The organism is Curtobacterium sp. MCBA15_016 (assembly GCF_001865105.1).
Classification (GTDB): Bacteria; Actinomycetota; Actinomycetes; order Actinomycetales; family Microbacteriaceae; genus Curtobacterium.
Genome location: NZ_MJGR01000021.1, coordinates 1 through 24433 on the forward strand (window position 1 = coordinate 1; position 24433 = coordinate 24433).

27 protein-coding genes are annotated in these 24433 nt (G+C 71.4%); 6 read left to right on the plus strand and 21 right to left on the minus strand.

The window, feature by feature from the left end:
- The first annotated feature begins 103 nt into the window (after positions 1-103).
- Positions 104-1063, plus strand: a complete 960-nt coding sequence (locus BIV03_RS09555; RefSeq protein ID WP_071295513.1) for an AraC family transcriptional regulator — start codon at positions 104-106, stop codon at positions 1061-1063.
- Here the strand turns inward: BIV03_RS09555 and BIV03_RS09560 are convergent.
- Genes BIV03_RS09560 through BIV03_RS09575 form a run of 4 tightly spaced genes read right to left on the minus strand, consistent with a single transcriptional unit; the run spans position 1060 to position 4860 of the window.
- The gene (locus BIV03_RS09560; RefSeq protein ID WP_139201923.1) at positions 1060-2460 is read right to left on the minus strand and encodes a hypothetical protein; all 1401 of its coding nucleotides are present in this window, start codon (positions 2458-2460) and stop codon (positions 1060-1062) included. The two genes, BIV03_RS09555 and BIV03_RS09560, sit on opposite strands and share 4 nt — an antisense overlap.
- Positions 2450-3229, minus strand: coding sequence for a TIGR03943 family protein (locus tag BIV03_RS09565; RefSeq protein WP_083403334.1), 780 nt, complete (start codon positions 3227-3229; stop codon positions 2450-2452). Before BIV03_RS09565 ends, BIV03_RS09560 begins: the two co-directional genes overlap by 11 nt.
- On the minus strand, positions 3216-4247 hold the full coding sequence (locus BIV03_RS09570; protein ID WP_071295515.1) for a permease: 1032 nt from the start codon (positions 4245-4247) through the stop codon (positions 3216-3218). The genes BIV03_RS09565 and BIV03_RS09570 overlap by 14 nt, the downstream gene beginning before the upstream one ends.
- 28 nt (positions 4248-4275) lie before the next feature.
- Complete coding sequence (locus tag BIV03_RS09575) at positions 4276-4860, minus strand: TetR/AcrR family transcriptional regulator (RefSeq protein WP_071295516.1); 585 nt, start codon at positions 4858-4860, stop codon at positions 4276-4278.
- 97 nt (positions 4861-4957) lie between these two features.
- Here BIV03_RS09575 and BIV03_RS09580 point away from each other — a divergent pair, with 97 nt between their 5' ends.
- Positions 4958-5272 (plus strand): multidrug efflux SMR transporter, encoded by a 315-nt coding sequence (locus BIV03_RS09580; protein ID WP_071295517.1) that lies wholly within the window; start codon positions 4958-4960, stop codon positions 5270-5272.
- A 1-nt stretch (position 5273) separates the two neighbouring features.
- A complete protein-coding gene (locus BIV03_RS09585; protein WP_071295518.1) occupies positions 5274-5687 on the plus strand; it encodes a multidrug efflux SMR transporter in 414 nt (137 codons plus the stop codon).
- A gap of 161 nt (positions 5688-5848) precedes the next feature.
- Here BIV03_RS09585 and BIV03_RS09590 read toward each other — a convergent pair whose 3' ends face one another.
- From BIV03_RS09590 to BIV03_RS19580, 4 genes are all read right to left on the minus strand, one after another.
- Complete coding sequence (locus BIV03_RS09590) at positions 5849-6988, minus strand: LLM class flavin-dependent oxidoreductase (protein ID WP_071295519.1); 1140 nt, start codon at positions 6986-6988, stop codon at positions 5849-5851.
- 105 nt (positions 6989-7093) lie between these two features.
- Entirely contained in the window at positions 7094-8050 is a 957-nt protein-coding gene (locus BIV03_RS09595; protein ID WP_070417139.1) for a DUF4436 family protein, read from the minus strand.
- A complete protein-coding gene (locus BIV03_RS09600; protein ID WP_139201924.1) occupies positions 8047-10455 on the minus strand; it encodes an Ig-like domain-containing protein in 2409 nt (802 codons plus the stop codon). Before BIV03_RS09600 ends, BIV03_RS09595 begins: the two co-directional genes overlap by 4 nt.
- 96 nt (positions 10456-10551) lie before the next feature.
- A complete protein-coding gene (locus BIV03_RS19580) occupies positions 10552-11352 on the minus strand; it encodes a phosphatase PAP2 family protein (protein WP_071295521.1) in 801 nt (266 codons plus the stop codon).
- A 334-nt stretch (positions 11353-11686) separates the two neighbouring features.
- On the opposite strand from BIV03_RS19580, the gene BIV03_RS19585 reads away from it, so the two are divergent.
- The gene (locus BIV03_RS19585; protein ID WP_175473751.1) at positions 11687-12139 is read left to right on the plus strand and encodes a DUF4383 domain-containing protein; all 453 of its coding nucleotides are present in this window, start codon (positions 11687-11689) and stop codon (positions 12137-12139) included.
- Between the two features lie 189 nt (positions 12140-12328).
- Here BIV03_RS19585 and BIV03_RS09615 read toward each other — a convergent pair whose 3' ends face one another.
- The 12 genes from BIV03_RS09615 to BIV03_RS09670 all read right to left on the minus strand — a co-directional run bounded on the left by BIV03_RS09615 (position 12329) and on the right by BIV03_RS09670 (position 22684).
- The gene (locus BIV03_RS09615; RefSeq protein WP_070417142.1) at positions 12329-13651 is read right to left on the minus strand and encodes an ATP-dependent RecD-like DNA helicase; all 1323 of its coding nucleotides are present in this window, start codon (positions 13649-13651) and stop codon (positions 12329-12331) included.
- Positions 13648-15582, minus strand: coding sequence for a cytochrome c oxidase assembly protein (locus tag BIV03_RS09620; protein ID WP_071295522.1), 1935 nt, complete (start codon positions 15580-15582; stop codon positions 13648-13650). The genes BIV03_RS09615 and BIV03_RS09620 overlap by 4 nt, the downstream gene beginning before the upstream one ends.
- Positions 15583-15748: 166 nt before the next feature.
- Entirely contained in the window at positions 15749-16036 is a 288-nt protein-coding gene (locus tag BIV03_RS09625; protein ID WP_022908191.1) for an HU family DNA-binding protein, read from the minus strand.
- Positions 16037-16324: 288 nt separating this feature from the next.
- A complete protein-coding gene (gene rpsN / locus BIV03_RS09630; RefSeq protein ID WP_070417144.1) occupies positions 16325-16630 on the minus strand; it encodes a 30S ribosomal protein S14 in 306 nt (101 codons plus the stop codon).
- Positions 16631-16632: 2 nt separating this feature from the next.
- Positions 16633-16803: a 50S ribosomal protein L33 gene (rpmG, locus tag BIV03_RS09635; RefSeq protein WP_022908193.1), complete on the minus strand. Its 171-nt coding sequence runs from the start codon at positions 16801-16803 to the stop codon at positions 16633-16635.
- The gene (gene rpmB / locus BIV03_RS09640) at positions 16803-17039 is read right to left on the minus strand and encodes a 50S ribosomal protein L28 (RefSeq protein ID WP_022903747.1); all 237 of its coding nucleotides are present in this window, start codon (positions 17037-17039) and stop codon (positions 16803-16805) included. Before rpmB ends, rpmG begins: the two co-directional genes overlap by 1 nt.
- A 411-nt stretch (positions 17040-17450) precedes the next feature.
- Entirely contained in the window at positions 17451-18146 is a 696-nt protein-coding gene (locus tag BIV03_RS09645; protein WP_071295523.1) for an alpha/beta fold hydrolase, read from the minus strand.
- A gap of 10 nt (positions 18147-18156) precedes the next feature.
- Positions 18157-18570, minus strand: a complete 414-nt coding sequence (locus tag BIV03_RS09650) for a Fur family transcriptional regulator (protein WP_070417146.1) — start codon at positions 18568-18570, stop codon at positions 18157-18159.
- Positions 18567-19514 carry a metal ABC transporter permease gene (locus tag BIV03_RS09655; protein WP_071295524.1) on the minus strand — a complete coding sequence of 316 codons (948 nt, stop codon included), beginning with the start codon at positions 19512-19514 and terminating at the stop codon, positions 18567-18569. The genes BIV03_RS09650 and BIV03_RS09655 overlap by 4 nt, the downstream gene beginning before the upstream one ends.
- Positions 19514-20329: a metal ABC transporter ATP-binding protein gene (locus BIV03_RS09660; protein ID WP_071295561.1), complete on the minus strand. Its 816-nt coding sequence runs from the start codon at positions 20327-20329 to the stop codon at positions 19514-19516. Before BIV03_RS09660 ends, BIV03_RS09655 begins: the two co-directional genes overlap by 1 nt.
- Before the next feature lie 62 nt (positions 20330-20391).
- On the minus strand, positions 20392-21303 hold the full coding sequence (locus BIV03_RS09665) for a metal ABC transporter solute-binding protein, Zn/Mn family (protein ID WP_071295525.1): 912 nt from the start codon (positions 21301-21303) through the stop codon (positions 20392-20394).
- Positions 21304-21418: 115 nt separating this feature from the next.
- Positions 21419-22684 (minus strand): PTS transporter subunit EIIC, encoded by a 1266-nt coding sequence (locus BIV03_RS09670; protein WP_071295526.1) that lies wholly within the window; start codon positions 22682-22684, stop codon positions 21419-21421.
- A 178-nt stretch (positions 22685-22862) separates the two neighbouring features.
- On the opposite strand from BIV03_RS09670, the gene BIV03_RS09675 reads away from it, so the two are divergent.
- Both BIV03_RS09675 and BIV03_RS09680 read left to right on the plus strand, forming a co-directional pair.
- Positions 22863-23099, plus strand: coding sequence for a PTS transporter subunit EIIB (locus BIV03_RS09675; RefSeq protein ID WP_022907163.1), 237 nt, complete (start codon positions 22863-22865; stop codon positions 23097-23099).
- Positions 23096-23548, plus strand: coding sequence for a glucose PTS transporter subunit IIA (locus tag BIV03_RS09680; protein WP_071295527.1), 453 nt, complete (start codon positions 23096-23098; stop codon positions 23546-23548). The genes BIV03_RS09675 and BIV03_RS09680 overlap by 4 nt, the downstream gene beginning before the upstream one ends.
- An 81-nt stretch (positions 23549-23629) precedes the next feature.
- Here BIV03_RS09680 and BIV03_RS09685 read toward each other — a convergent pair whose 3' ends face one another.
- The gene (locus BIV03_RS09685; protein WP_070417150.1) at positions 23630-24370 is read right to left on the minus strand and encodes a GntR family transcriptional regulator; all 741 of its coding nucleotides are present in this window, start codon (positions 24368-24370) and stop codon (positions 23630-23632) included.
- Between the last annotated feature and the right edge of the window lie 63 nt (positions 24371-24433).

Sequence of the window (24433 nt, forward strand, 5' to 3'; positions counted from 1 at the left end):
CGCGCCTCCCGTCCGTCCCGCGGTCTGTCCCCACAACGCGAGCCGGTCGTCCGGCTGGCGCAGCTGACGGGCCGGGCACAGCCACCCACGCCAGACTCGATCCATGAGCAGCACGGCGGACGAGGGTCCCGCGTCCCTCGTGTCCGTCGCCGGGACGGACACCGACACCGCGGTCGCCGACCTCGCCGGCATGTACGCCGGCCGCGCCTGGCACTCCGGCCGCACCGACGGCGACTACTGGTACCGCTACGTCGGGATCGGCGACGAGCGCATGAGCGTCCGACGGTCGCAGATGCACGGGTCCCTCCGCGGGGACGTCGCCGTCCAGGGCGAGGTCGTCGTGCAGTGGATCGACGCCGGCACCGCCACCGTGGACGTCGGCGGTGACGCCGTCCAGATGCAACCGGGTGTCCCGACGCTGTTCCCGATCGAGCGCCGGTTCGACGTCGAGTACCGCGACTGGGACCAGCGACTCGTGCACCTCGACCGCGACCTCGTCCTCGACGTCGCGTCCGAGCGGTACCTCGTCGACGACACCGTCGACTTCGACCGCTCCACACCGCCGACGGCCGCGGCCATCACCCGGTGGCGCGGAGCGGTCGCCACGTCGGTGCAGGCACTCCGCACCTCGGGGAGCGGTTCGCTGGCCTGGCACGAGTCGCAGCGCGCGGTGACGTCGGCGCTGCTCGACCTCTACCGGTTCCGTGCCGAGGCGGTCCCGCCGGGGTGGGGCGAGCACCGCAACGCGCGCATCCGAGCCGCCGTCGAGTACCTGCACGCCCACGCGCACGAGCCCCTCACCGTGTCGGACGTCGCCCGGGTCGCCGACCTCAGCGTCCGCGGGCTGCAGGAGGCGTTCCAGCGCACCCTCGACCGGTCGCCGATGCAGTACCTGCGCGAGGTCCGCCTCCGTCGCGCCCACGAGGACCTCCTCGCCGCCCACCTCGGTCAGGTCTCCGTTGCGGACGTCGCCGCCCGGTGGGGCTTCACGCACATGGGCCGGTTCTCGGGCGAGTACCTGCGGCGGTTCGGGGAGTACCCGAAGCAGACCCTCCGCCGCTAACCGACCTCGTCGCCGGACGGCAACGCGGTGCACCAGTCCACGGACCCGGCGTCGACGCTCGCCTCGAGCGCGCCGGAAGACGCCTCGACGATGCTCACGAGCACGCCGCCGGCCGACTTCGTCGCCACGGCGACGAACTGCCCGTTCGGGGACGGGCAGACGGCCGTGACGCTCGCGTCGTCGGGGACGGAGACGGGCAGCCTGGAGGCGCGGCTCCCCTCCACGCGCACGATGCGTTGGGCGAGCGTCCCGTCGGCACGCACGTCGCCCACCACCCGCAGGTAGCCGTCGTCGGTGAGCGGGGCGATCCGGCCGAGGTACGCCGCGTCGGTGCTGCCGGCCGGTGCCTGCAGCACGGTGCGCTTCCCGTCCGTCAGGTCGAGGCGGACGATCCCCGTGCCGGTCTCGACCACCGCCGTGGTGCCGGTACCGACGAAGCCGTGCAGGTACGTGGCGCTCCCCAGCCGGACGGGGTCGGTCCGCCCGCTCGTGTCGACGAGCACGAGGTCGTCGCTGCCGGTGCGGACGAGGGCGCTCTCCGTGCGGGGCACGTAGGCCCACTGCCCGACGCTCATCGGGACCGCCCCCGTCCTCGGCTTCCCGCTCGCGTCGATCGCGGTCGGCAGGTGGGTGCCGGTCATGTCGACGACGTAGAGCCCGACGTTGCGCGACTGACCGGTGGACGTGTCGGCGTACTCGAAGCCGAACGAGGCGCCGTCGTCGGCGGCGTGCAGGGCCGTGACGCGCCCCTCGGCGGTCGGGAGCGTCAGGTGCTCGACCGGGAGGTCCTCGTCCTGCACCCCGCCGGCGAGCGGCACGATGTCGACCGACGACCCGGCGTCCGTGCCGCTCACCACGACGAGCGACCGGCCGAGGCGGACGTACTCCGAGATGCCGGTCCCCTCGTACACCGTGGTCGCGCCCCCGGCGTCGAGGGACCGGCGGACGATGCGGTCCTCGCTCCCGGCGGCACCCGGGACCAGCGCGAGCACGTCGGTGCTGCCCGTGCGGATCGACGTGCGGAGGTCGGCGGTCGCGCGCTGCCCCGGCGCCCGGACGCCCGCGACCGAGATCTCGTACGAGCGGTCGTAGGCCAGGGGCCCGGTGAACTCGACCGCGATGGTGTTGCCGCTCGACGTCACGGTGTGCGCCGCTGCCGGACTGACCCGGACGTCCTGCGCCGACACGCGCTCGATCGCCTGGTTCGCGGTGAGGATCACGCGCTGTGCCGGGCGGGACACCAGGCCGGAGGCGTCGTACGACACGTCGCGCAGCCGTGGGCCCTGCTGCGATCCGACGACCGCCGCGGCGCTGCCGACCACGACGAACACCAGCACGGTCGCGACGAGGCGACGGCGGAAGCGGTTCCGGGGGCGTTCTCGCAGCTCAGTACTCATACGGGTCCTCGGGCTGCTCGACGCCCCGCACCGTGGCGGCGCGGATGACGATGCGGGCGTCGGCCGACTGGTCCGGGTTGGCGGCGAGCGCTCCGCGGACCCGGACCCACGCGCCCTGGCCCGGGACCGTCCCGTCGGTGTCGACCCCGATCCCGACGGGTTGGGCGTCCACCGCGCAGCAGCTGATCACGAACCGGGTGAGGGTGAAGGACCCGTCCGCGCCCGGGACGACGAAGCCCGTCAGGTCGACCCGTTTGCCGACGAGCGACGTGGTGTCGGTCGTCTGCCGGATGAGGGCGGCCCAGTCCTTGACGCCGTACTCGGAGGTGTCGACCGAGGTACTGCCGAGCAGGGACACCGCGGCCTGGGACCCGGTGGCGTTCGACAGGGTCGCCGAGTCGACGCTCCGCTGCTGCGCGGTGCGGGCGGACAGCGTCGTCGGGGGCAGGACCAGCATGGCGGCGGTGACCCCGACGGTGACGAGGGCGGCCACGCCGCTGAGGACGATCCGTGTGCGGCGAGCCGCGCCTCCTGGGCGGTGGTCGTGCCCCTCGTCGTGATCGTGCCCGTGTCCGCGCGCGGTCACCACCAGGCCGGCGATCGACGCGGGCACCGCGACGGCCGCGAGCACGACCGTGAAGACCGAGTAGCGCGGGTTGATGTACAGGTCGAGGTGCCCGGCGAGGGCGAGCCACAGCGTGCACAGCGCCACCGCGAGCACGGACCCGAGGCCCAGGGACGACGACAGGCGGGACTCAGACGAGGACATTCATCACCAACCCGACGGTCGCGGCGAACAGGACGCAGACGACGGCGAGCAGCACCAGGAAACGCGCACGGAACGTCGTCCGGAGCAGGGCGATCATCTTCACGTCGATGATCGGCCCGATGATGAGGAACGCGGTGATCGACCCGGGGAGGAACGTCGACGCGAAGGACAGCGCGAAGAAGGCGTCGACGTTCGAGCACAGGGAGACCGTCATCGCGAGGAGCATCATCGCCGCGACGGAGAGCACCGGGTTCGCGCCGATCGACACGAGCGTGGACCGGGGCACGGCGACCTGGATCGCTGCGGCGAGCCCGGCGCCGACGAACAGCGCGGGCATCATCGTCGCGGTCTCGCCGCCGAACTGCGCGGCGCTGTCCCGCCAGCGGTTCCGGGACCGCGGCGCACCGACGGCCGCTCGGCAGCGGGCCTCGAACGCGGGCAGCAGCAGCTCGGTCGGACGACGGTGCGCGGCGACGATCCAGCCGACGAGGTTCGCGATGACGAAGCCGCCGACGATGCGCACGGGCAGGATCCAGCCGGACCACCCGAACGCCTGGGCAGTGCTGATGATCACGAGCGGGTTGAGGATCGGGGCGGCGACGAGGAAGGTGACGGCCTCGGCGGGCGTGAAGCCGCGCATCATGAGGCCGCGGGCGAGTGGCACGTTCCCGCACTCGCACACCGGGAAGAGCATGCCGATCAGGGAGATCGCGGCCCGGCGCGGGATCGGGCGCTGCGGCAGGACCTTCTCGAGCGCGCCGACGGGGACCCACACCTCGACGACGATGGACAGCAGGATGCCGAGCACCACGAACGGCAGGGACTCGACGACGACGCTGATCGCGAGCGTGAGGAAGTCCTGCACGACGTCGGGCAGACCCGCGGTGCCGACGGCCGGCGAGAGCAGGCGGATCCCGAGGAGCACGGCGACGGCGAGCAGCACCAGCCCGGGGCCGGTGAGGCTCCGGGAGCGGGACGCGGCGGTGGGGCGCTGCTGCGGCGGCGTGGTCGTCGTCACCGGGCAAGGATAGGCCGCTCGCGCGCTCCTACGGTGAGCGCCGCGCGAGCTCGTCGAGGTGCCGGTCGAGCACGTCGATCGCCCAGTCGCCCGACTCCCCCGGGGCGAGCCGCACGAGGTGCATCGCGAGCCCGTCGATCAGCGCGTGCAGCCGACGGACCTCGTACTCGCGGTCGGCCGCCGGGACGCCCACGAGCTCGAGCACCTCCTCGCTCCACTCCCGCATCTCGACCACGACCAGGTCGAGCGCCGGCCGCAGTTCGGCGTCCGTGAGGGCCGCGTTCGCGAGCGCCAGGTACACCTCGAGCTCGATGACCCGCTCGTCGTCGAGGGGCAGCAGCTCGAGCAGGAGCTGGTGCGCGTGCTCGCGGGTCGGCAGCCCCTCGGGGATCGCGGCGATCCGTTCCCGGGTGCGGTCGAACACGAGCGTGATGGTGTGCTCGCGCAGGCTCGACTGCGTCGGGAAGACGTAGCGGACGGTGCTCGGCGGCAGCCCGGCCTCGGCCGCGACGTTCCGCACGCTCAACGCGCCGAGGCCGTCACGGGCGAGGACCCGCCACGCCGCCTCGGACACGGAGCGACGTCGTTCCTCGATGTCGATGCTCCTGGCCACGGGCCAATACTCGCACAGTCGTACGAGTTCGTGCTACCGTGGAGTTCGTTGTCGCACAGTCGTGCGACTTGCGGAACGAGATCGAAGGGAGACCGTCATGGCGTGGACAGTCCTCGTCCTGTCGGGCGTGCTCGAGGCAGTGTGGGCCACTGCGCTGAGCGCATCGAACGGCTTCAAGAAGGTCGTGCCGACGATCGTGTTCGTCGTCGGCATGGCACTCAGCATGGTGGGGTTGGCGTTCGCCATGAAGGAGATCCCGGTCGGCACCGCCTACGCGGTCTGGGTCGGCATCGGCGCATCGCTCACCGTGATCGTCGCGATCCTCCGCAAGCAGGAGGCCGCGTCCGTCGCCCGGGTCGCCCTCGTGCTCGGGCTCGTCGCCTGCGTCGTCGGCCTGAAGGTGGTGAGCTGAGGTGCCGTGGATCGTCCTGTTCGTCAGCGCCGCGCTCGAGACCGTGTGGGCCACCGCCCTCGGTGCGAGCGACGGCTTCACCGAGCCCCGTCCGACGATCGTCTTCGCGATCACCATCGTGGTGAGCCTCGGGGCCTTCGGGTACGTGCTCAAGCACATCCCGATCAGCACCGCCTACGCGGTGTGGACGGGGACCGGAGCGGCCCTCACGGTCCTCTGGGGCATGGCCACCGGCGCGGAGCCCGTGACCGCACTCCGCCTGCTGCTCATCGCCGGGATCGTGGGCTGCGTGGTCGGCCTGAAGCTCGTCCCGGCCCGCCCGGCCGGCCCGGCGCGCCCGGCGCGCCCGTCCGCGGCCGCGGCCCGCGCAGGCGCCGCGGCGCCGCCCGCGAAAGCGACAGAATCCCGCCCGTGAAAGGCGGCAAGGTGTCGCTTCGACGGGAGCGACCGCGCGCCGCCCCCGGCAACTGTCGCTTTCGCGGACGGGTCGGTCGCGGCCCGAGATGCGACCCGAGACGGACTGGAGGCGCGGTGCCAGCTGGCACCGCGCCTCCAGTCCGTCAAGCGGTCACGCGATCAGACGGACGCACCCGTCCACTCGTCCTCGGCGGCGACGTGGTCGCTGCCCAGGGAGCCGGCGGCCATCGCCGCGGCCACGCGGTCGGCGTGCGACGGCGGGTTCGAGGGGACGCCTTCCGGGCGGCCCTCCTCGTTGATCTTCCGCAGCTCGGGGACGATGTCCTCGGCCAGGATGTCGATCTGCTCGAGCACCGTCTTGAGCGGCAGCCCGGCGTGGTCGACGAGGAACAGCTGGCGCTGGTAGTGCCCGACGTGGTCCTTCATGGCGGCGTACCGGTCGATCACCTGCTGCGGCGAACCGACCGTGAGCGGGGTCTGCTCGGTGAAGTCCTCCATCGAGGGGCCGTGCCCGTAGACCGGGGCGTTGTCGAAGTACGGGCGGAACTCGTCGATCGCGTCCTGCGACTTCTTCCGCGCGAAGAACTGGCCACCGAGTCCCACGATCGCCTGGTCGGCGCGGCCGTGCCCGTAGTGCTCGAAGCGCTGGCGGTACAGGCCCACCATCTGCTCGGTGTGCTGGATCGGCCAGAAGATGTTGTTGTGGAGGAATCCGTCGCCGTAGTAAGCGGCCTGCTCCGCGATCTCCGGCGTGCGGATCGACCCGTGCCACACGAAGGGCGCGACACCGTCGAGCGGACGCGGGGTCGAGGTGAAGCCCTGCAGCGGCGTGCGGAACTTGCCCTGCCAGTTGACGACGTCGTTCTCCCAGAGCTGGCGGACGAGCGCGTAGTTCTCGATCGCGAGGTTGACGCCCTGGCGGATGTCCTGCCCGAACCACGGGTAGACCGGCCCGGTGTTGCCGCGGCCCATCATGAGGTCCATGCGGCCGTCGGAGATGACCTGGAGCATCGCGTACTCCTCGGCGATGCGCACCGGGTCGTTCGTGGTGATGAGGGTCGTCGACGTCGAGAGCGTGATGTGCTTCGTGCGTCCGGCGAGGTAGCCGAGCATCGTCGTCGGGCTCGACGCGACGAACGGCGGGTTGTGGTGCTCACCGGTGGCGAAGACGTCGAGTCCGGCCTGGTCGGCGTGCTCGGCGATCGTCAGGATGTCGCGGACCCGCTGGGTGTCGTCGGGGGTCCGGCCGGTGACCGGGTCGGTCGTGACGTCACTGACCGTGAAGATGCCGAACTGCATGATGCGCCGCCTTCCGCGGAGTCCCTCCGCCTGCGATTTCGATGCATTTGCATCGACTTGCTCGGTACAACGTAGCGCAGGCCGAGGCATTCCCGCCAGCGGCGACTACGCGGCGGCGTCGTCCAGCACGCGGTTCCGCAGCACCTTCGACTCCCGCCACAGCATGTACGCACCGGTCCACACGAACATGATCGCCACCAGCGCCAGGCAGGGGAAGAGGAAGACGAAGTCGAGCGTCGTCCCGATCGGCGGGGCGCCGGGCATCGCCGACCGGAGCGCCGGGAACGACAGCAGCGTGGCGCTCAGCCAGATCACGTTCGCGAACTCGAGCTTCCGCCGGAGGATCGCGCTGCCGATCGTCACGACGGCCATCAGTGTCGTGAAGAGGATCGCCATGATGTAGAACGACACGATCACGACGCTCAGGGTGTCCCGGTGCCCGTCGATCTGCATCGGGACGAGGGTGCGGTCGCTCTGCACCTCGGCGGCGCTCCGCTCGGCGTTCATCACCCACGGCCGGGCGGAGTTCGACATGTCGACCTCGAACGGCACGGCGTCCCCGGAGTCGTCGTCCTGCACGCTCAGCTGGAAGTTCGCGAACGGCTGGTCGAACGGGTACGAGGTGTCGCCGCGGTCGAGCGTCAACGTCAACGAGGTCGCGTCCACCACCGACTGCCCCGGGAACGTCACGACGCTCGTCGTCACCCCGCCGCTCGAGACCTCGATGCGGAGCGGCTGCGAGATCTCGCCGGCCTTCTCGCCCTCGAACGAGCCGTGCGGGATCGGCAGGACGTTCGCCTGCATCACCCGGTTCGAGAGGTCGACGTCCTGCACGCTCATCCGCAGGGTCATGTAGTCGCCGGACTGGCTGTTCGACCCGCTCACCGGGACGGCGGTCGTCGTCTTGAGCGCTCCGGAGAGGCCGATCACGACGTAGTAGACGGCCAGGAGGACCACCGCCACGAGCAGGATGACCGGCGCGGGGTTCCTGCGGGTGCGCTTCGCGGTCGGGGTACCTGGTGCGCCGGGTGCGTCGGTCGGGGCGTCGGTCGTGTGGGTCATCGGTTGCTCCCGGACGGTGGGTCGGTGGTGGGTCGGCTCGGGTCGGTGGCGGGGCCGCTCGGACCGGTCGGTGCGGCGGTCGGACCGGTCGGTGCGGCGGTCGGACTGGAGGCGCGGTTCCCGTCCGACGGACCGGCCCCGGTCGGCGAGGCGGTCGCCGCTGCGGCGGGGCCGCTCGTCGCCCGCCGACCGACGACGGTCGCGGCGAGCGCGAAGAGCAGCATCGCGAGGAGCGGCACCATCGCGCCGGGGAACTCCGTCGCGTTGAAGGTCGTGATCTGGTCGGCCAGCTGCGACGCCTCGGTCTCGCCCTTCGCCACGGCCGTGGTCACCGTCATCGCGTTGGACTGCGACGCCCGGTTCGACGCGAGCGAGATCTGCTGGACGGCGGTGTCCGGCGCGTTCACCGGGTCGGCGAACACCCGGACGTCAACGTCCGCCTGCTGCCCGGGGTCGAGCGGGATCATGCACGAGAACGAGCTCGTGGCGACGGTGCAGTCGAGCGGGGAGTCGTCGACCTCGACGTTCACGTTCCGGTAGACCATGCCGGTGGTGATCCGGGCCTCGAACGTGATCGCGACGGTCGCCCCGGAGGCGTTCGGGCCGAGCGTGCCCCGCATGTCGGCCGCGGTGCCGGGCACGATGCGCTGCGTGCCGAAGCGGAGGTCCATCGCGAGGGGACCGTCGTCCGTGCCGCCGCTGCCCGCGCCAGCACCGCCGCTGCCGCCCCCGCTGCCGTTGCCGTTGCCGTTGCCGGCGCTCTCCCCCGGCGCGGGCGGTGTGGCCGAGGGCGACGACGACGGGCCGGTGCTGCCGCCCGCGTCTCCCGACCCGACCCCCTGGCCGGCGCCGGAACCGCTCCCGGCTCCCGTGCTCGGGCTGCCGGGCGTGCTCGGCGCGGTCGGCGCGGTCCCGCCACCGGCGCCGCCGGGACCGCCCGTGGAACCTCCGCCCGTGCCGGGGAGGCCACCCGCGCCTCCTGGAGGGGCCGGTGTCGCGACCGTCACCGTGAAGGCGGTCGACGCGCGCGCGGACTCGACGCCCCCGTACGTCTGGGTCGCCGTCAGGGCGACCGCGCCGAGGGCGAATGCGCGCTCCGGCGTGCAGGCGAAGGAGGTGGCCCGCGTCGCGGTGGCCGTGCAGACCACGGTCTCGCCCTGCCGGACGGTCACGACCGCGTTCGGAATGACGCCGCGGCCGCGGACCTCGGGTGTGCGGTCCGTCGTCGACGTGCGGTTGCCCGGAGCGGTGATCACCGGCGCTCCGGGAGCGATCGTGCGGAGGGTGCTGCCGGACTCCACGGGCGAGACGGCCGCGGTGGTGGAGGACGCCCGCGCCGTGATGGTGAACGCCGACGCGGGGGCGGTCCCGGACCGGGCGGCGACCGTCAGCCGGAGGACGTGCCGGTCGCCGGGAGCGATCGTGCCGAGGTCGACCCCGGCGGCGAGGCCGGCGCAGTCGATCGTGGCGCCGTCGAGCTCGCACACGGGGACCTGCAGGCCGCCGGTGTCGGCGGTGAGGAGGACGCCTCGCGCCTCGCCCTCGCCGGTGTTGGCCAGTGTGACCGTCCGGATCGCCGGGAAGCCCGCGTAGAGCTGCGTCGCACCGGCCTGGGTCACGCTGAGGCCGGCGGGCGCCAGGACCGTGAACGTGCTCGTCGCCGCCGGGGAGACCTGCCCGAAGCGGTCCGTCTGCGTCGCACTGACGGTGTGCTGTCCGACCGCGAGCGGTTCGGTCGGCGTACACGACCAGTCCGGGGTCGCCGCCGGGTCGACCGTGCACAGCGGCTCGCCGTCGATCGTGGCCGTGAGGGTCGTTCCCGTCGTGTCCGCCGCACCGGCCACCTTCGTGCCGGTGATCGTCGGCTGGGTCGCGATCGACTCGTCGCCCGCGGGCGGGGCGGTGATGGTGGGGGCAGCGGGGGCCGGGGGTGCGACGACCGTGATCGAGTAGGGCGCGGCGGCCTCGAACGGGCTGATCTCGGACGAACCGGCGACGGTCCCGAGCGGCGAAGCCGGATCGATCGTCATCGTGATGGCGACCTGGTTGCCGGTCCCCCACGTGCTGGCGCCGCACGCCGCCTGCGTCCCGCCGTTCGTGGGCACGCAGGTGAACTGTCCGAGCCCGGGTGCCGGGACCGACTGCGCAGCCGTGATCGTCGTGTTGGGCGGCGCGGTGATCGTCCAGGTCCCGGTGCCGGCGGCCTGGTTCTGCACGACGGCTTGCACGGAGCTCCCGGGGACGCCGGTCGGTGGCGCGCCGACCTGGGTCATGGCGGATGCGGAGGTCGCGGGGACGAGCACCCCGGTGGCGACGAGGAGCGCCCCGAGGGCAGCGGCCACGGTGCCACGGACCCGACGTGCCCGCGTCGGGGTGTGCTCCACCCGCATGTGTTCCCCGTCCACGCCGGCTCCCGAGGCCGGCGTGTGGACGACGCTAGTCGGCCAACGGCCGTCGGGTCCGGAGGCGTTACAGGCCTGTAACCCTTGAGGATGCGATGGCTACCGGCCCGGGAGCGCCTCGGAGTCCGTCCGCGCCGCGTGGTGCATGCCGTCGGCGATCCACACGATCGTCACGACGGCCAGCACGCTCGCGCTCGACGCCATCCGGCCCGCGACGAGGATCGCACCGTGGTCGTGTGCCCCGCCCGAGATGCCGTACACGAGCGCCGCGACACCGACCAGGAACGTCACCCCGGTGGCGACGAGGAGGACCCAGGTCACCAACCGACGCGGACCACGGTGTCCGTCGCGGTCGCCGCGCGCGCCACGGTCGACCCGTGGTCCGAACGCCCGGACGGCCCCGACCCAGAAGAGCGCGATCGCGCACGCGCCGATGATGTCGCTGACCCGGTGCCAGCCGTAGACCACGGTCTGGTTCGCGACGAAGACCGCGTAGGCGGCGCCGACGATCACGACGAGCGGGCGGAACCGACGCGGCGTGACCATGAGCACGGCGAACAGGGCGGCGAGGGCGATCGTGGCGTGACCGGACGGGAACGAGTTCGGCGTGGTCGACTGGGCGATCTCCGGGCGCTCGGCGATACGCTTGACGAGCGTCGAGGTGGCCGCCGAAGCGAGCACGACGACACCGGCTCCGAGCCCCACTGCGAGCCGGCGCCGAGCGAGCGCGACGGCCGCGATCACGACCACGAGCAACAAGATCACCGGTACCGAGATGACGTTCAGGGCAGTGTCCGACGAGAACAGGTCGGATTCCCGGACCCCGCCGAGTGCGGCGTCCTCGACCCGCTGCCCCACCGGCGTCAGCACCGCCACCGCGTAGACGAGAGGCACGATCACGAACCCCAGAGCCGACAACAGTCCCCACCGCAACCGCCGTGAGACGCTCGGTCCACGCGACTCGGGTGCGCTGCGTTCGGGCGTTCGGGTCACCGGGCTGGTCCTCCTCGGGGTGCTGGTCGTCGGTGTCGTCGCACGCCTGTTCACGCGCGTGCGATTCGGACGGTCGGGGTCCGACACGATACCGTTGGGACGCCGGTCGGAGCCTGGGAACCGCGGGACAGCGACCTTCGGATCCGGCAACGCACCGACCGGCCGCGCGCGGGCGAACGCACCGGCGCGCATCGCCGGACCGACGTACACGGCGTCGGCTGCGTACGAGGAGGAAACCGAAGTGGCCATCAAGGAACCGAGCATCACCGCTTCCCCGAACCGCGGTCTCGCGCTCACCGTGGGCGCGCTGCTCCTCATCTGGGGCATCCTCGGGTTCTTCTTCGCCGCCGACGGCGACCCCGGCTTCTTCAGCCGCAAGGGCGGCATGCTCTGGAACGCGTTCGGCGTCAACCCGCCGCTGGCACTGCTGTGGGTCCTGCTCGCGGCCGTGCTGCTCATCGTCGGGCTCGGCAACACGATCGGGTCGCGGAACGCGAACGTCCTCGTGGGCGCCGTCCTCGTCGTGCTCGCGGTCTACGGCTTCGTGTTCGTGAACACCTCGGCGAACGTGTTCGCGCTCAACACGACCGACAACGTCTTCCACGCGATCGTCGGTGTCATCCTGCTCCTCACGGCGTTCGGCGCCGACAAAGAGAACCTCCGCGCGCTCCGTGCGGACACCGCTCGCGCCTGATCCAGCGCATCCCGACGCCCCGCCCGCCCCTCGTGGCCGGCGGGGCGTCGTGCGTCCGGGCCGCCGCACGCCTCGCCGTCGCGCGTCCCGGGCGTCGTGCGTCCGAGCCGGCGCACGTACTGGCCGGCGCGCGCCCTGGCCGTCGCACGCCCGGGCCGTCGCACGCCCGCGCCGTCGCGCGGGGGCGGGTCAGTCGCCGTCGTCGGCGTCCGGGGCGGGAGCGGGAGCCGCCTCGAGCTCCGTCGCCACCACCCGCGGCGCCTCGGACATGAACCGCCGGACGTCGAGATCAACGATGATGTCCTGCGGCCGCAGCGGACGCGTGAGGTACAGCCCCTCGAGCGAGGTCAGCCGTGACAGCGCCACGTACGTCTGCCCGGCGCTGAACACCCGGTTGCCGAGGTCGACCACCGCCCGGTCGTAGGTGCTGCCCTGCGACTTGTGGATCGTCACCGCCCACGCGAGCCGGAGCGGGAACTGCTGGAACTCGCCGACGGTGTCCTTCTTGAGTTCCTTCTTGTCGGCGTCGTAGGAGTACTTGAACTTCTCCCACACCGACGGCTGGACCTCGAACGACTCCCCGTCGACGTCCACCCACACGGTGTCGCGGATCGTCTGCACGACCCCCAGGGTGCCGTTCACCCAGCGCTGGTCGGGGTCATTGCGCAGGAACATCACGTGCGCGCCGGGCTTCAGCTCGAGGGCTTCGTCCGCCGGGAAGTTCCGTCCGCCGAAGTCGCCGTTGACGTCGGCCCGCGCGGTCCGCACCTTGCCGGGCAGCCGGTCGAGCGCGGCCTTGTTGATGCGCGCCACGGTGTCGTTCCGGGTCGCCAGGGTGATCGCGTCGTCCGGGGCGGGTCGGGCGCCCGCCGCGTTGAGCTGCCCGGCGACGTCGGCCGTCACGCGCCCGTGCCGCACGGCCGTCAGCATCGCGGCGAAGGCGTCGTCGCGCTGCCGGTGGACGGTCGCGAGCTCGACGATGTTGAGCTCCGCCTCGAGCCAGACCTTGGCGTCGAAGAACCACATCGAGCGGTAGTGGTCGGTGAAGTACGCGCGCTCGTCCCCGTCGCCCGGCACCGGCGGCAGCTGGTACGGGTCGCCGAACATGACCACCTGCACGCCGCCGAACGCCTCGAACTGACGCCCGCGGGCCTTGCGCAGCGAGCGGTCCATCGCGTCGAGGAGGTCGGCGTTCACCATCGAGACCTCGTCGATCACGAGGGTGTCGATCGTGTTGAGGAGCTTGCGGGTGTCCGGCCCCTGCCGGAGTTCGGCGTCGGCGATGAGCCCGATCGGCAGGCGGAAGAGCGAGTGGATCGTCTGCCCACCGACGTTCAGCGCCGCGACACCGGTCGGCGCGCAGATCACGACCTGCTTCTCGGTGTTCCACGACAGGTGGTTCAGGAGCGTCGACTTGCCCGTCCCCGCACGACCGGTGATGAACACGTGGTCGCGGGTGTGCTCGATGTACTCGAAGACGGCCCGCTGCTCGGCACTGAGCTCGACGCTCATCGGGTCGCCACCCGGTCGTCGCTGCGCGGTCCGTCGACGGCGGGCTCCGCCACGGCGCGGCGCACGCGGACCAGCACCACCACGACGACGGTCACGACGACGACGACACCGGCGACCACGAGCAGCGTGCCCGCGCGGGCCTGGTCGACGAGCGGATCCGGTCCCCACGTCCGGCCCATCGCACCGAACCACGACGCCTGCAGGAGCCCGAGCGGCCCGCGCATCGCGATGCCGAGCGACACCAGACCGGCCGCGACGACGACCGCCCCGGCGATCCGGACGAGCGCCGCGGGCATCGAAGCGCGCCGGGCACCGACCGCGATCGGTGTGAGCAGGGTGGGGACGGCGAGGAGCCCGACGAGCAGGAACCCGACGTCGATGACGGTGCGGCCCGTCGAGTCGCTGACCGACCACCGGAGTGCGTCGGTCACGAAGAACGCCCACCACGCCGCCGCCAGGAACAGGAACGCCGGGAACGGCTGCACGAGGTACCGCACCGCCTGGTTGTCGACCAGGACGCCCGTCCACTCGCGGACACCGGTGCTGCCGTCGTCGCGGGGGTGCACGGCGGCACGGATGAGCTGCACGGGTGCCGACGCCCAGACGAGCGCCGGCACGACGAGCCCGAGGAGCACGTGCGACCCGACGTTGGCGGACACGAGGAAGCGGTCGTAGGTGTGCAGCGAGCCCGAGGTCGCGACGACGAGCGAGACGATCGCGATGCCGGCGGCGACCGTCCGGCGCACGGGCCAGCGCACACCGGCGCGACGCAGGCGCACGATGCCGGCGGTGTAGGTCGCTGCGAGCAGGACAGCGGCCATCAGCCAGAACAGGTCGATGTTCCACGCCGTCAGCCATCCCCAGGCACCCGGAGCGTGCGGCAAGGCGTCGTCGGTCAGCAACTCGGCCGGCGACGGGTTCGTGGTCTTGCTCAGCGCGACCTGGTCGACGGGGGTCGCGGTGCGGCCGAGCGCCGCGGCGAACCCGCTGGCGACGCCCATCACGGCGAGCTCCGCCACGATCAGGAACCAGAACGGACGACGGCGCTCGGGGGCGGTGCCGAGCGCGCGGATCGCCCGTCGACGCTGCACGACCCCGAGCACACCCATCGCGACGATGGCCGCGATCTTCACGAGCACCAGGACCCCGTACGCGGTGAAGAGGTTCGAGAGCGCCCCGACCCGGATCTGCGCCGAGGCCACACCGGACACGGCGACGAGCACGAAGCACCCGAGCGCGATGCTCGAGTAGCGCCCGACGACGACGGCCAGTCGTTCGCCGTCGATCACCGGGCGCAACAGCACGAGCATCACGAGTCCGCCGACCCAGAGCGCGGCGCCGACCAGGTGCAGCCCGAGTGCGGTGACGGCCGCGTCGTGGCTCGCCGTGCCCGCGGCGTGCCCCTGCTGGGCGAGCGGGACGAGCCCGATCATCGCGACCCCCGCGGTCAGTGCGACCATCCCGCGGGAGCGCACGGCGAAGCACAGCACCGTGACGGCCGCGGCGACGAGGACGGTGACGAGCCAGGCGAGGCCGAGGTCCGTCCCGGTGAGGAACACCCCCATCGACTGCCCGAACTGCTCGTCGATGCTGATCCTCGAGCCGGCGACGCTGAGGAAGGTGAAGAACGTCGTCACGGCCGACGACACGGTCCAGACGCCCGCCGCACCGGCGGCCACGTCGATCGCGCGGTTCCACTCGGGCGCGGTGCGGGACAGCCCGACGGTCGCGAGTGCGAGACCACCGATCGCGGCTGCGGCGGAGAGGTCGACCACCAGTCGGGCGATCGGCAAGCCGAACCGGACGACGGCGCCGGGGTCGGCGATGAGCGCGGCGTTCGCGCCGCCCCCGATGACGAGGGCGACGAGGAGTGACACGAACCCGACGAGCAGCAGCACGGCGGGGCCGGCGATGCGCGCGATCCGATTCACCCGTCAAGCCTAGGCGCTGCCCCACCCGGCCACGGAATCGAGCGGGGCGACCTGTGGAGGGCGATCCGCGCCTCCTGGATGTGGAGGACCGACCACGGACCCATCGCAGGCCGGGAACGACGAAAGGGACGGCCGAAGCCGTCCCTTTCGTGGCGCGGGAGCAGTCTTACTTGACGGCAGCCTTGAGCTTCGAGCCGGCGCTGACCTTGACCGAGTCGCTCGCAGCGATCTCGATGGCCTCGCCGGTCTGCGGGTTGCGGCCGGTGCGGGCGGCACGGTGGGTCTTCTCGAAGGCGATCCAACCGGGGATCGTGACCTTGGTGCCGTCGGCGACCGAGCCGGAGACGACGGAGAAGAGCGCGTCGACGACGCCGTTGACGGTGGCCTGGCTCTGGCCGGACTCAGCGGCGACGGCAGCGACGAGCTCGGTGCGGTTCAGGGACTTGTCAGCCATGGATGTCCTCCTCGGACTTCTTGCAGTATCGGTCGGACGACTTCTCGTCCGGCGCCCGGAGCGGGTGCTCCGTGCCACGGTGCCGGTGGGCGCGAGACCCTGCGGAACCGGAGTCGAACGTACCAGCCACCAGGGACGAAACCTGCCGACTCGCCCGGATTTCCGGGGTTGTCGGGGTACTGGAGGGGTGGAAGTGACCGATGTGACGAAGATGTCCCCCGAAACGGCCCGGGAACGGCGAACGCCCCGCCACCACTGGGGTGACGGGGCGTCTGCGGAAGCTGGTGCTTACCAGGAGCTCTTCGTGATGCCCGGCAGCTCGCCACGGTGGGCCATGTCGCGGAAGCGGACACGGCTGATGCCGAACTCACCGAGGTGGCCACGGGGGCGACCGTCGATGGCGTCGCGGTTGCGGTAGCGGACCGGCGACGCGTCGCGCGGGAGCTTCTGCAGGCCGACGCGGGCGGCCTCACGCGACTCGTCGGAGCCGTTCGGGTCCACGAGGGCCTTCTTCAGCTCGAGACGACGCTCGGCGTAGCGCGCGATGATCTCGGCGCGCTGGTTGTTCTTCGCGATCTTGCTCTTCTTCGCCATGCTTAGCGCTCCTCACGGAAGTCGACGTGCTTGCGGATCACCGGGTCGTACTTCTTGAGCACGAGGCGGTCCGGGTTGTTGCGACGGTTCTTCTTGGTCACGTAGGTGAACCCGGTGCCCGCCGTGGAGCGGAGCTTGATGATCGGACGAACGTCCTGACCCTTCTTGGCCATCAGATCTTCTCCCCACGGGCGAGGAGATCCTTGACGACGGACTCGATGCCGCGTGCGTCGATCACCTTGATGCCCTTCGCGCTGAGCGTGAGCGTGACGTTACGACGAAGCGAGGGCACGTAGTACGTCTTCTTCTGCACGTTCGGGTCGAAGCGACGCTTCGTCCGGCGGTGCGAGTGCGAGATGTTGTGTCCGAAGCCGGGGGTGGCTCCGGTCACCTGGCACACTGCTGCCATGGTTTCCTCCTGAGGTACCGTGCGACCGGACGGCCGCACCCAAGGTCACTTGCCTGGCGCGCACGCGCTGCGTCGCCGAGCGACGGAGCGAGGGGGTTGTGCGCACCGCCCAGGCCCGCGATCCCTGTCAAAGGGGCCGTGGACACCGCGCGACCGCGGCGTACGCGACGGTCGGAGGGCTTGGAACAACTGGGCTCGCCGCGCGGACGCGGAGAACCAAGGGTCAAGAGTACGCGACGACCGGGCGTGTCGCAAACTGCCGCAGCTGCGTGGGTCGCCCTGGAGGCGCGCCCCACCTCCGGCGGGCGCGTTCGTGAGCAGAAATGGTCGGGTCACGGTCGGCCACCCGACACCTTCTGCTCACCAAGTGAGCGCGGCGCGGGCACCGGGGCGCGCCGGCGCGCGCCCGCGCTACGGCGCCTCGGCCCGCCGCGGCGCCAGCGCCTGCACCATGAGCTCGCCGAGCTCCCGCGGCGCCGTGTACATCGGCCAGTGCCCCGTCTCGAGCCCCAGGATCGCGAGCTCCTCCGTCGCCACGAGCTCCGCTGCCCACGCCTGGTGGTCGGCCACCATCGTCGCGAGGTCCGCTGCCGGGATCTCGCACGTGATCACCGTCGCCGGGATCGTGTGCCGCGCGGCGTCGGCGTAGTGGAACCGGTCGGACGGCACCGCAGCGGGCTCCGGGATCGCGCGGTGCTCGAACTCCGACCGCAGTGCCGGTGTCATCCCCCGCACGGTCGCCGGCTCCCACACGTCCCACGAGGGCAGCGGCACGACACCGTCCACCACGGGCAGCTCGTCGTTGACGCAGCCGCCCTCGGGCCCCGGGAAGGTGTCGACGTAGAGCAGGTGCGCGACGAGCGAGGGCCGCTGGTCGGCCGCCATGTACGCGATCGGCCCCGCGCCGGAGTGTCCCGCCAGCACCACGGGCTCGTCCGGCGTCGCGACGTCGTCGAGCAGCTCGACCAGGGCGGCCACCTGCTCGTCGAGCGTGTCACCGTCGCGGGTGACCGCCTCGACCGAGTGGCCCGCTGCTCGGAGCACCGGGGCCACCTCGTCCCAGGCGCTCGCGTCGAGCCAGAAGCCGGGCACCAGGATCACGTGCATGACGCGGAGACTACGCGCCGGTGCGCGCGGCCGTGCAGGACGCGCACTCCCCGAAGATGTCCACCACGTGGCTGGCGTTCGTGAACCCGTTCGCCGCCGCGACCTCCTGCGCCCACCGCTCCACCGGGTCCGCCTCGATCTCGACCGTGCGGCCGCAGTTCCGGCAGATCAGGTGGTGGTGGTGCGCGTCGGTCGTGCACGCGCGGTACAGCGATTCGCCGTCCTGCTGCAGCGAGTCGGCGTCGCCCTCGGTCGCCAGGTCGGAGAGCGCCCGGTAGACGGTCGCGAGTCCGATCGTGGAGCCGTCGTCCCGCAGGTGCTGGTGCAACGCCTGCGCGCTGACGAACCCCTCGGTGCTGGACAACGCGGTGCGCACCGCTTCGCGCTGCCACGTGTTCCGCTTCGGCTTCTGCACGGCGTTCATGCGGTCGCTCCTTCCTTCCGGCCGGCGGCGGACCGGTGGTCCGCATCGTCGGCCTGGAGGCGCGGTGCGCCTCCGTCACGCTGGTCACGGCGCACGATCCGGTCGCGTCCGCGCTTGTCCTTGCGTCCGCCGACGATCCGGCAGACCACCCAGATCACGAACGAGATCGTCGTGACGTACGGGCTGATGGGGAGCCCCCCGCCGAGGGCGAGCAGGATGCCGCCGACGACCGAGACGACGGCGAACACCGTCGACAGGACCGGGACGACGACCGGGTGGGAGCTGAGGCGCAGGGCAGCGGCCGCGGGGGTGACGAGCAGCGAGAGCACGAGCAGCGCGCCGACGATCTGCACCGACACCGCGGTCGCGAGTCCGAGCACGAGCATGAACACGAGCGCCAGCGTCCGGACCGGCACCCCGGCGGCAGCGGCCACGTCGGGGTCGACCGACGAGAACATCAGCGGGCGCCAGATCACGAGCAGCGTCACGACGACGATCGCCGCGACGACGACGAGGAACGTCAACTGCGGGTTGTCGACCGAGACGATCTGCCCGGTGAGCAGGCCGAACTTGTTCGCGGCGCGGCCCTTGTACAGCGCGAGGCAGAGGATGCCGAGGCCGAGGCCGAACGGCATGAGCACGGCGATGATCGAGTTGCGGTCCCGCGCCCTCGACCCGAGCAGCCCGATGAGCAGCGCCGCGATCACCGACCCGACGAGCGACCCGGTCACCACGTTCACCCCGAGCAGCAGCGATGCCGAGGCGCCCGCGAACGAGAGCTCCGAGATGCCGTGCACGGCGAAGGGCATGTTCCGGGCGACGACGAACGGCCCGATGAGCCCGCCGACGATGCCGAGCACCGCGCCGGCCCAGATCGAGTTCTGCACGAGCACGACGAGCTCGCCGTAGTCCTGGAAGGAGAAGACCTGCGACCAGACGTCCATCAGATCCGCCCGTCGTCCGGCGTCACGGCGTTCGGGTCCGCGTCGCAGTGGTGGTCGTGCGCGTCGTTCGCGCCCACGATGACGATCCGCCCCATCGTGCGGACGACGTCGACGGGGGTGCCGTACAGGTCGGAGAGCACGTCCGTGCGGAGGACCTCGTCGGGGGATCCGATCCGGAACCGCCCGCCGGCGATGTAGAGCACCCGGTCGACGACGTCGAGGATCGGGTTCACGTCGTGGGTGACGAACAGCACGGCAGCGTCCTGCTGCCGACGCTGCCGGTCGATGAGCTCGGTGACGCCGCGCTGGTGCCGGAGGTCGAGCGAGATGAGCGGCTCGTCGCAGAGGAGCAGCGCGGGGTCGGCGGCGATGGCCTGCCCGACGCGGGTGCGCTGCTGCTCGCCGCCGGACAGCTCGGCGATCGGAGCGTCCGCGAACGCGGTGGCGCCGACCTCGTCGAGGATGCGATCGACCCGGGACCGTTCGGCACGGCTCGCGGGCTTGATGCCCCACCTGGAGCCGGTCACGCCCTGCGCGATCATGTCCCGCGCCCGGAGCGGGGTCCCCGCGTCCATCAGGCGCTGCTGCGGGATGTACCCGATCTTGCGGTGCCCGCGCCGGACGGGCTGGCCGAGGAACGACATCGAGCCGCTCGTCAGCCGCTGCTGCCCGAGGACCGTGCGGAGGAGCGAGGTCTTGCCCGCCCCGTTCGGCCCGAGCACCGCGACGAACTCGCCCGGTGCCAGGTCGAGGTCGAGGTGCGACCAGAGTGCACGGGAGCCGTACGACAGCCCGGCGTCGCGGAGTTCGAGCACGGCGGAACCGCCACTGCCCGGGGCAGTGGCGGTCCGCTCGGTCGTCGGGTGGGAGACGGTCGTCACTTCTGGAGCGCCGCCTGCACCTGGTCGATGTTCGCCTGCTGCCACGAGACGTAATCCTCCCCCTTCGGGAGCGTCTCCGTGACACCGACGACCGGGACGCCGTTCTCGTCGGCGGCCTTCTTGACCTCCTCCGTCTCCGGGCTCGAGGTCTGGTCGTTGTAGGCGAGGAGCTTCACGGTCTTGTTCGTGAACAGCTTGAGCGTGTCGTTGAGCGCCGCCGGCGGCACGTCGTCGCCTTCCTCGATCGCCTCGGAGAAAGCGTCGGGCGTGACGTTGTCGAGGCCGATCGCGTCGAAGAGGTACCCCGGGACCGGCTCGGTGTACGCGACCTTCTCGCCGCCGTACGTCTCCTCGAGCTCGGCCGTCTTCGCCTCGAGCCCCTCGAGCTTCGTCGTCAGCGCGTCGGCGTTCTTCGTGAAGGTGTCCGCGTCCTCCTGGTCGAGGTCGCCGAGGCGCTTCGCCACGTCGTCGGCGAGCTTCACCATCGTCGGGTAGCTGTAGAACACGTGCTCGTTGAACTCGGCGTCGCCACCCTTGTCGAGACCGGAGAGCTCGACGACGTTGATCGTGTCCGCCTTCGTGCTGGACGCGTCGGCGAGGGTCGTCATGAAGTCGTCGTACCCGCCGCCGTTCTCGATGAGGAGGTCGGCCTTGGACACCGCGAGCTGTGTCGTTGCGCTCGACTCGAACGAGTGGGGGTCCTGCGACGGGTCGTCCAGGATGCTCGTGACGGAGACGTGGTCGCCGCCGATCGCCTCGACGATCGAGCCGTAGACGTTGGTGGAGGCGACGACCCGGACGGTGCCGTCGCCCGAGGCGTCACCGGAGGCGGAGGACGTCGCGCAGCCCGTCAGGGCGAGCGCGGCGGCGCCGGCGACGAGCGGCAGGGCGAGGAGACGGTTGTGCATGTCGACGAGCGTAGGGCTAGTTGATAACGGTTGTCAAAACCAGTATCAGCCGGATGACGGACGGGAGGCGCGGTGCCAGCCGGCACCGCGCCTCCAGTCCGTTGCATGGTGACGGCTACGGCTTCGTGGCCGCCTCGATCGTGTTCTCCGCGATCGTGTCGTCCTCACGCCCGGGCGTGCGGAGGTTCCACTTCTTGATCACGAAACTGAACAGGAAGTAGTAGATCACCGCGTAGCCGAGGCCGATCGGGATGAGCCAGATGGCTCCGTCCGCCTTGCCGAAGTTCAGCACGAAGTCGATCGCGCCGGCCGAGAACGAGAAGCCGTCGTGGATCCCGAGCGCGTTCACCAGCGCCAGCGAGGTACCCGTGAGGACCGCGTGGATGATGTAGAGCGGGAACGCGACGAACATGAACGAGTACTCGAGGGGCTCGGTGATGCCGGTCACGAACGAGGTGAGCGCGGCCGAGAGCATGATGCCGCCGACGAGCTTGCGGTTCTGCGGCTTGGCGTTGCGCCAGATCGCCAGGGCACCGGCCGGCAGGGCGAACATCATGATCGGGAAGAAGCCGGTCTGGAAGATGCCGGCGGTCGGATCGCCGGCGAGGAACCGGGCGATGTCGCCGTGGTAGGTCGTGCCGCCGGTGGTGAAGCTGCCGAGCTGGAACCACGGGAAGAAGTTCAGCAGCTGGTGCAGCCCGATCGGGATGAGCATGCGGTTGACGAACCCGAAGATGCCACCGCCGATGACGGCGTTGTCCGCCACGGCCTGGCCGGCAGCGGTCAGGGCGATGTCGAAGTACCGGTAGAAGAACGACATCACGACGGCGATGAGGAGACCGGCGACCGCGGTGAGGATCGGCACCAGGCGGCGCCCGGAGAAGAAGCCGAGGAAGTCGGGCATCTTCGTCCGGTGGAACTTCTCCCACAGGAACGCCGACAGGAGCCCCATCACGATGCCGCCGAGGACACCGAAGTTGATCGTGGCCTGGTTGCCGTTCGCGTCCTTCACCCCGTCGAGCACGATCGGGGACATGGCCGCGAACACCTGGTACATGACCATGTAGCCGACGACCGCGGCGAGCGCCGTGGTGCCGTCCGACTTCTTCGCCCAGCCGATCGCGATGCCGACGGCGAAGAGCAGCGGCAGCCAGGTGAAGACACCGTTGCCGGCGGCGGCGATGATCGTCGCGCCCTTCTCGAAGCCGGGGATCGCTCCGAGCATGTCGGCCTGGCCGAGGCGGAGCAGGATGCCCGCTGCCGGCATGACCGCGATCGGCAGGAGCAGGCTCCGGCCGAGGCGCTGGGCGTTGGCGAAGACGCGCGACTGCTTCTTCGGGGTCTTCTTCTCCGGCACATCCGTGGCAGTGGTGGTGCTCATCGGAGGTCCTCTCGTCGTTGGGTGGAGCTGTCGGGGTGAGTTGAGTCGTACAGTCAGCGCAGGTAACCTCGGCGGTGTCGCCAGGTCCGGTCCTGTCCGGTCATGACCAGTTCCGTAGTCTGAACCGCGACCACACGCCTGTCAACCCGGCACGCGTTTTCGTAACGAGGAGGAAACGATGGCTGACATCAAGGCCGCTGACATCATCGCCGCGCTGGGTGGCGCCGAGAACATCGACGAGGTCGAGGGCTGCATCACGCGCCTGCGCGTCGAGGTCGAGGACGGGGACCTCGTCGACAAGGACGCACTGAAGGCCGCCGGCGCGCAGGCCGTCGTCGGTGGCGGCACGGGGTGGCAGGTCATCGTCGGCCCGATCGCCGACAACCTCGCGCAGGACATCCAGGACGAGCTGTGACCGCCGTCCGGACCCCGTTCCAGGGCCCGGTCGTCTCGCTCGCCGACGTGCCGGACCCGGTGTTCGCCGGGCAGCTCGTCGGCGCCGGCGTCGCGGTGGACCCGACCGGGGTCGAGGGTGCCGTCACGGCGGTCGCACCGGTCGACGGCACGATCGTGAAGCTGCACCCGCACGCGTTCGCGCTGCAGGGTGCCGCGGGCACCGACGTGCTCGTGCACGTGGGCATCGACACCGTGAAGCTCTCGGGCGAGGGCTTCGAGCTCGTCGCGGCCGAGGGTGACACCGTCGTCGCGGGCGACCCGGTCGTCCGGTTCACCCCCTCGGTGATCTCGGCCGCCGGCTACTCGCCGATCTGCCCGGTCGTCGTGCTCGGTTCCGCGCCGGACTCGATCGCGCAGGATGCGGTCGGCACCACGGTGCGCGACGGCGACACCCTGTTCGAGGTCTGATCCGGAGCGTTCCCACGCGCTGAGCGACACCTCACGGCCGCGACGAGCCGTGAGGTGTCGCTCAGCGCGAAGAACTGCGCTCTACGCGACCGCGTGCGCCGCCGTCGCCGTGACCTCCATCTGCACCCGGTACCGGTCCGAGCGGTACCAGCTCCGCGTGTGTTCGACGGGGCGCTCCCCCGCGTACGACACCCGGTCGAACTCCAGCAGCGGCGCCCCGGTCTTCGTGCCGAGCAGGGTCGCCACGTCGTCCGCCGCCGGGTTCGCCGCGACGGTCTGCTGCGCGCGGTCGATCGGCGTGCCGTACTCGGTCGCGATGATCGAGTAGACCGACCCGGACAGGTCGTGTTCGAGCAACCCGGGGAACGCGTCCGCGACGAGCCAGGCGTCGTCGATCGACACCGGTGCCCCGTCGGCCATGCGCAGGCGCTTCACGTGGAAGGCCGCGACGTCGGGGTCGAGCCGCAGGGCCGCGGCGGTGTCGGACGGCGGGACCCGCTCCTCGCGCACGAGCACGACGGTCGTCGGCACGTGCCCCATCGCCCGCATCTCCTCGGTGAAGGACGCCAGGTGCAGCGTCGACTGCACGGGGCGGTGCGCCACGAAGGTGCCCTTGCCGCGCACGCGTTCGAGGTAGCCCTCGTTCACGAGCTGGCCGAGGGCCTCGCGCACGGTGATCCGGGACACCCCGTACTCGGCGATGAGCTGGCGTTCCGAGGGGATCGCCGCCCCGGGTGCGAGCCGGACCGTGGCGAGCTCGAGGAGGATGCGCCGCAGCTGCTGGTGCTTCGGTTCGGCACCCTCGGTGATCCGGCTCGTCATGCGGTCCTCGTGCTCCGTCGCTGGTCGTGCGGGTGGTCATGCGCGGACATGACCAGTGCCTGC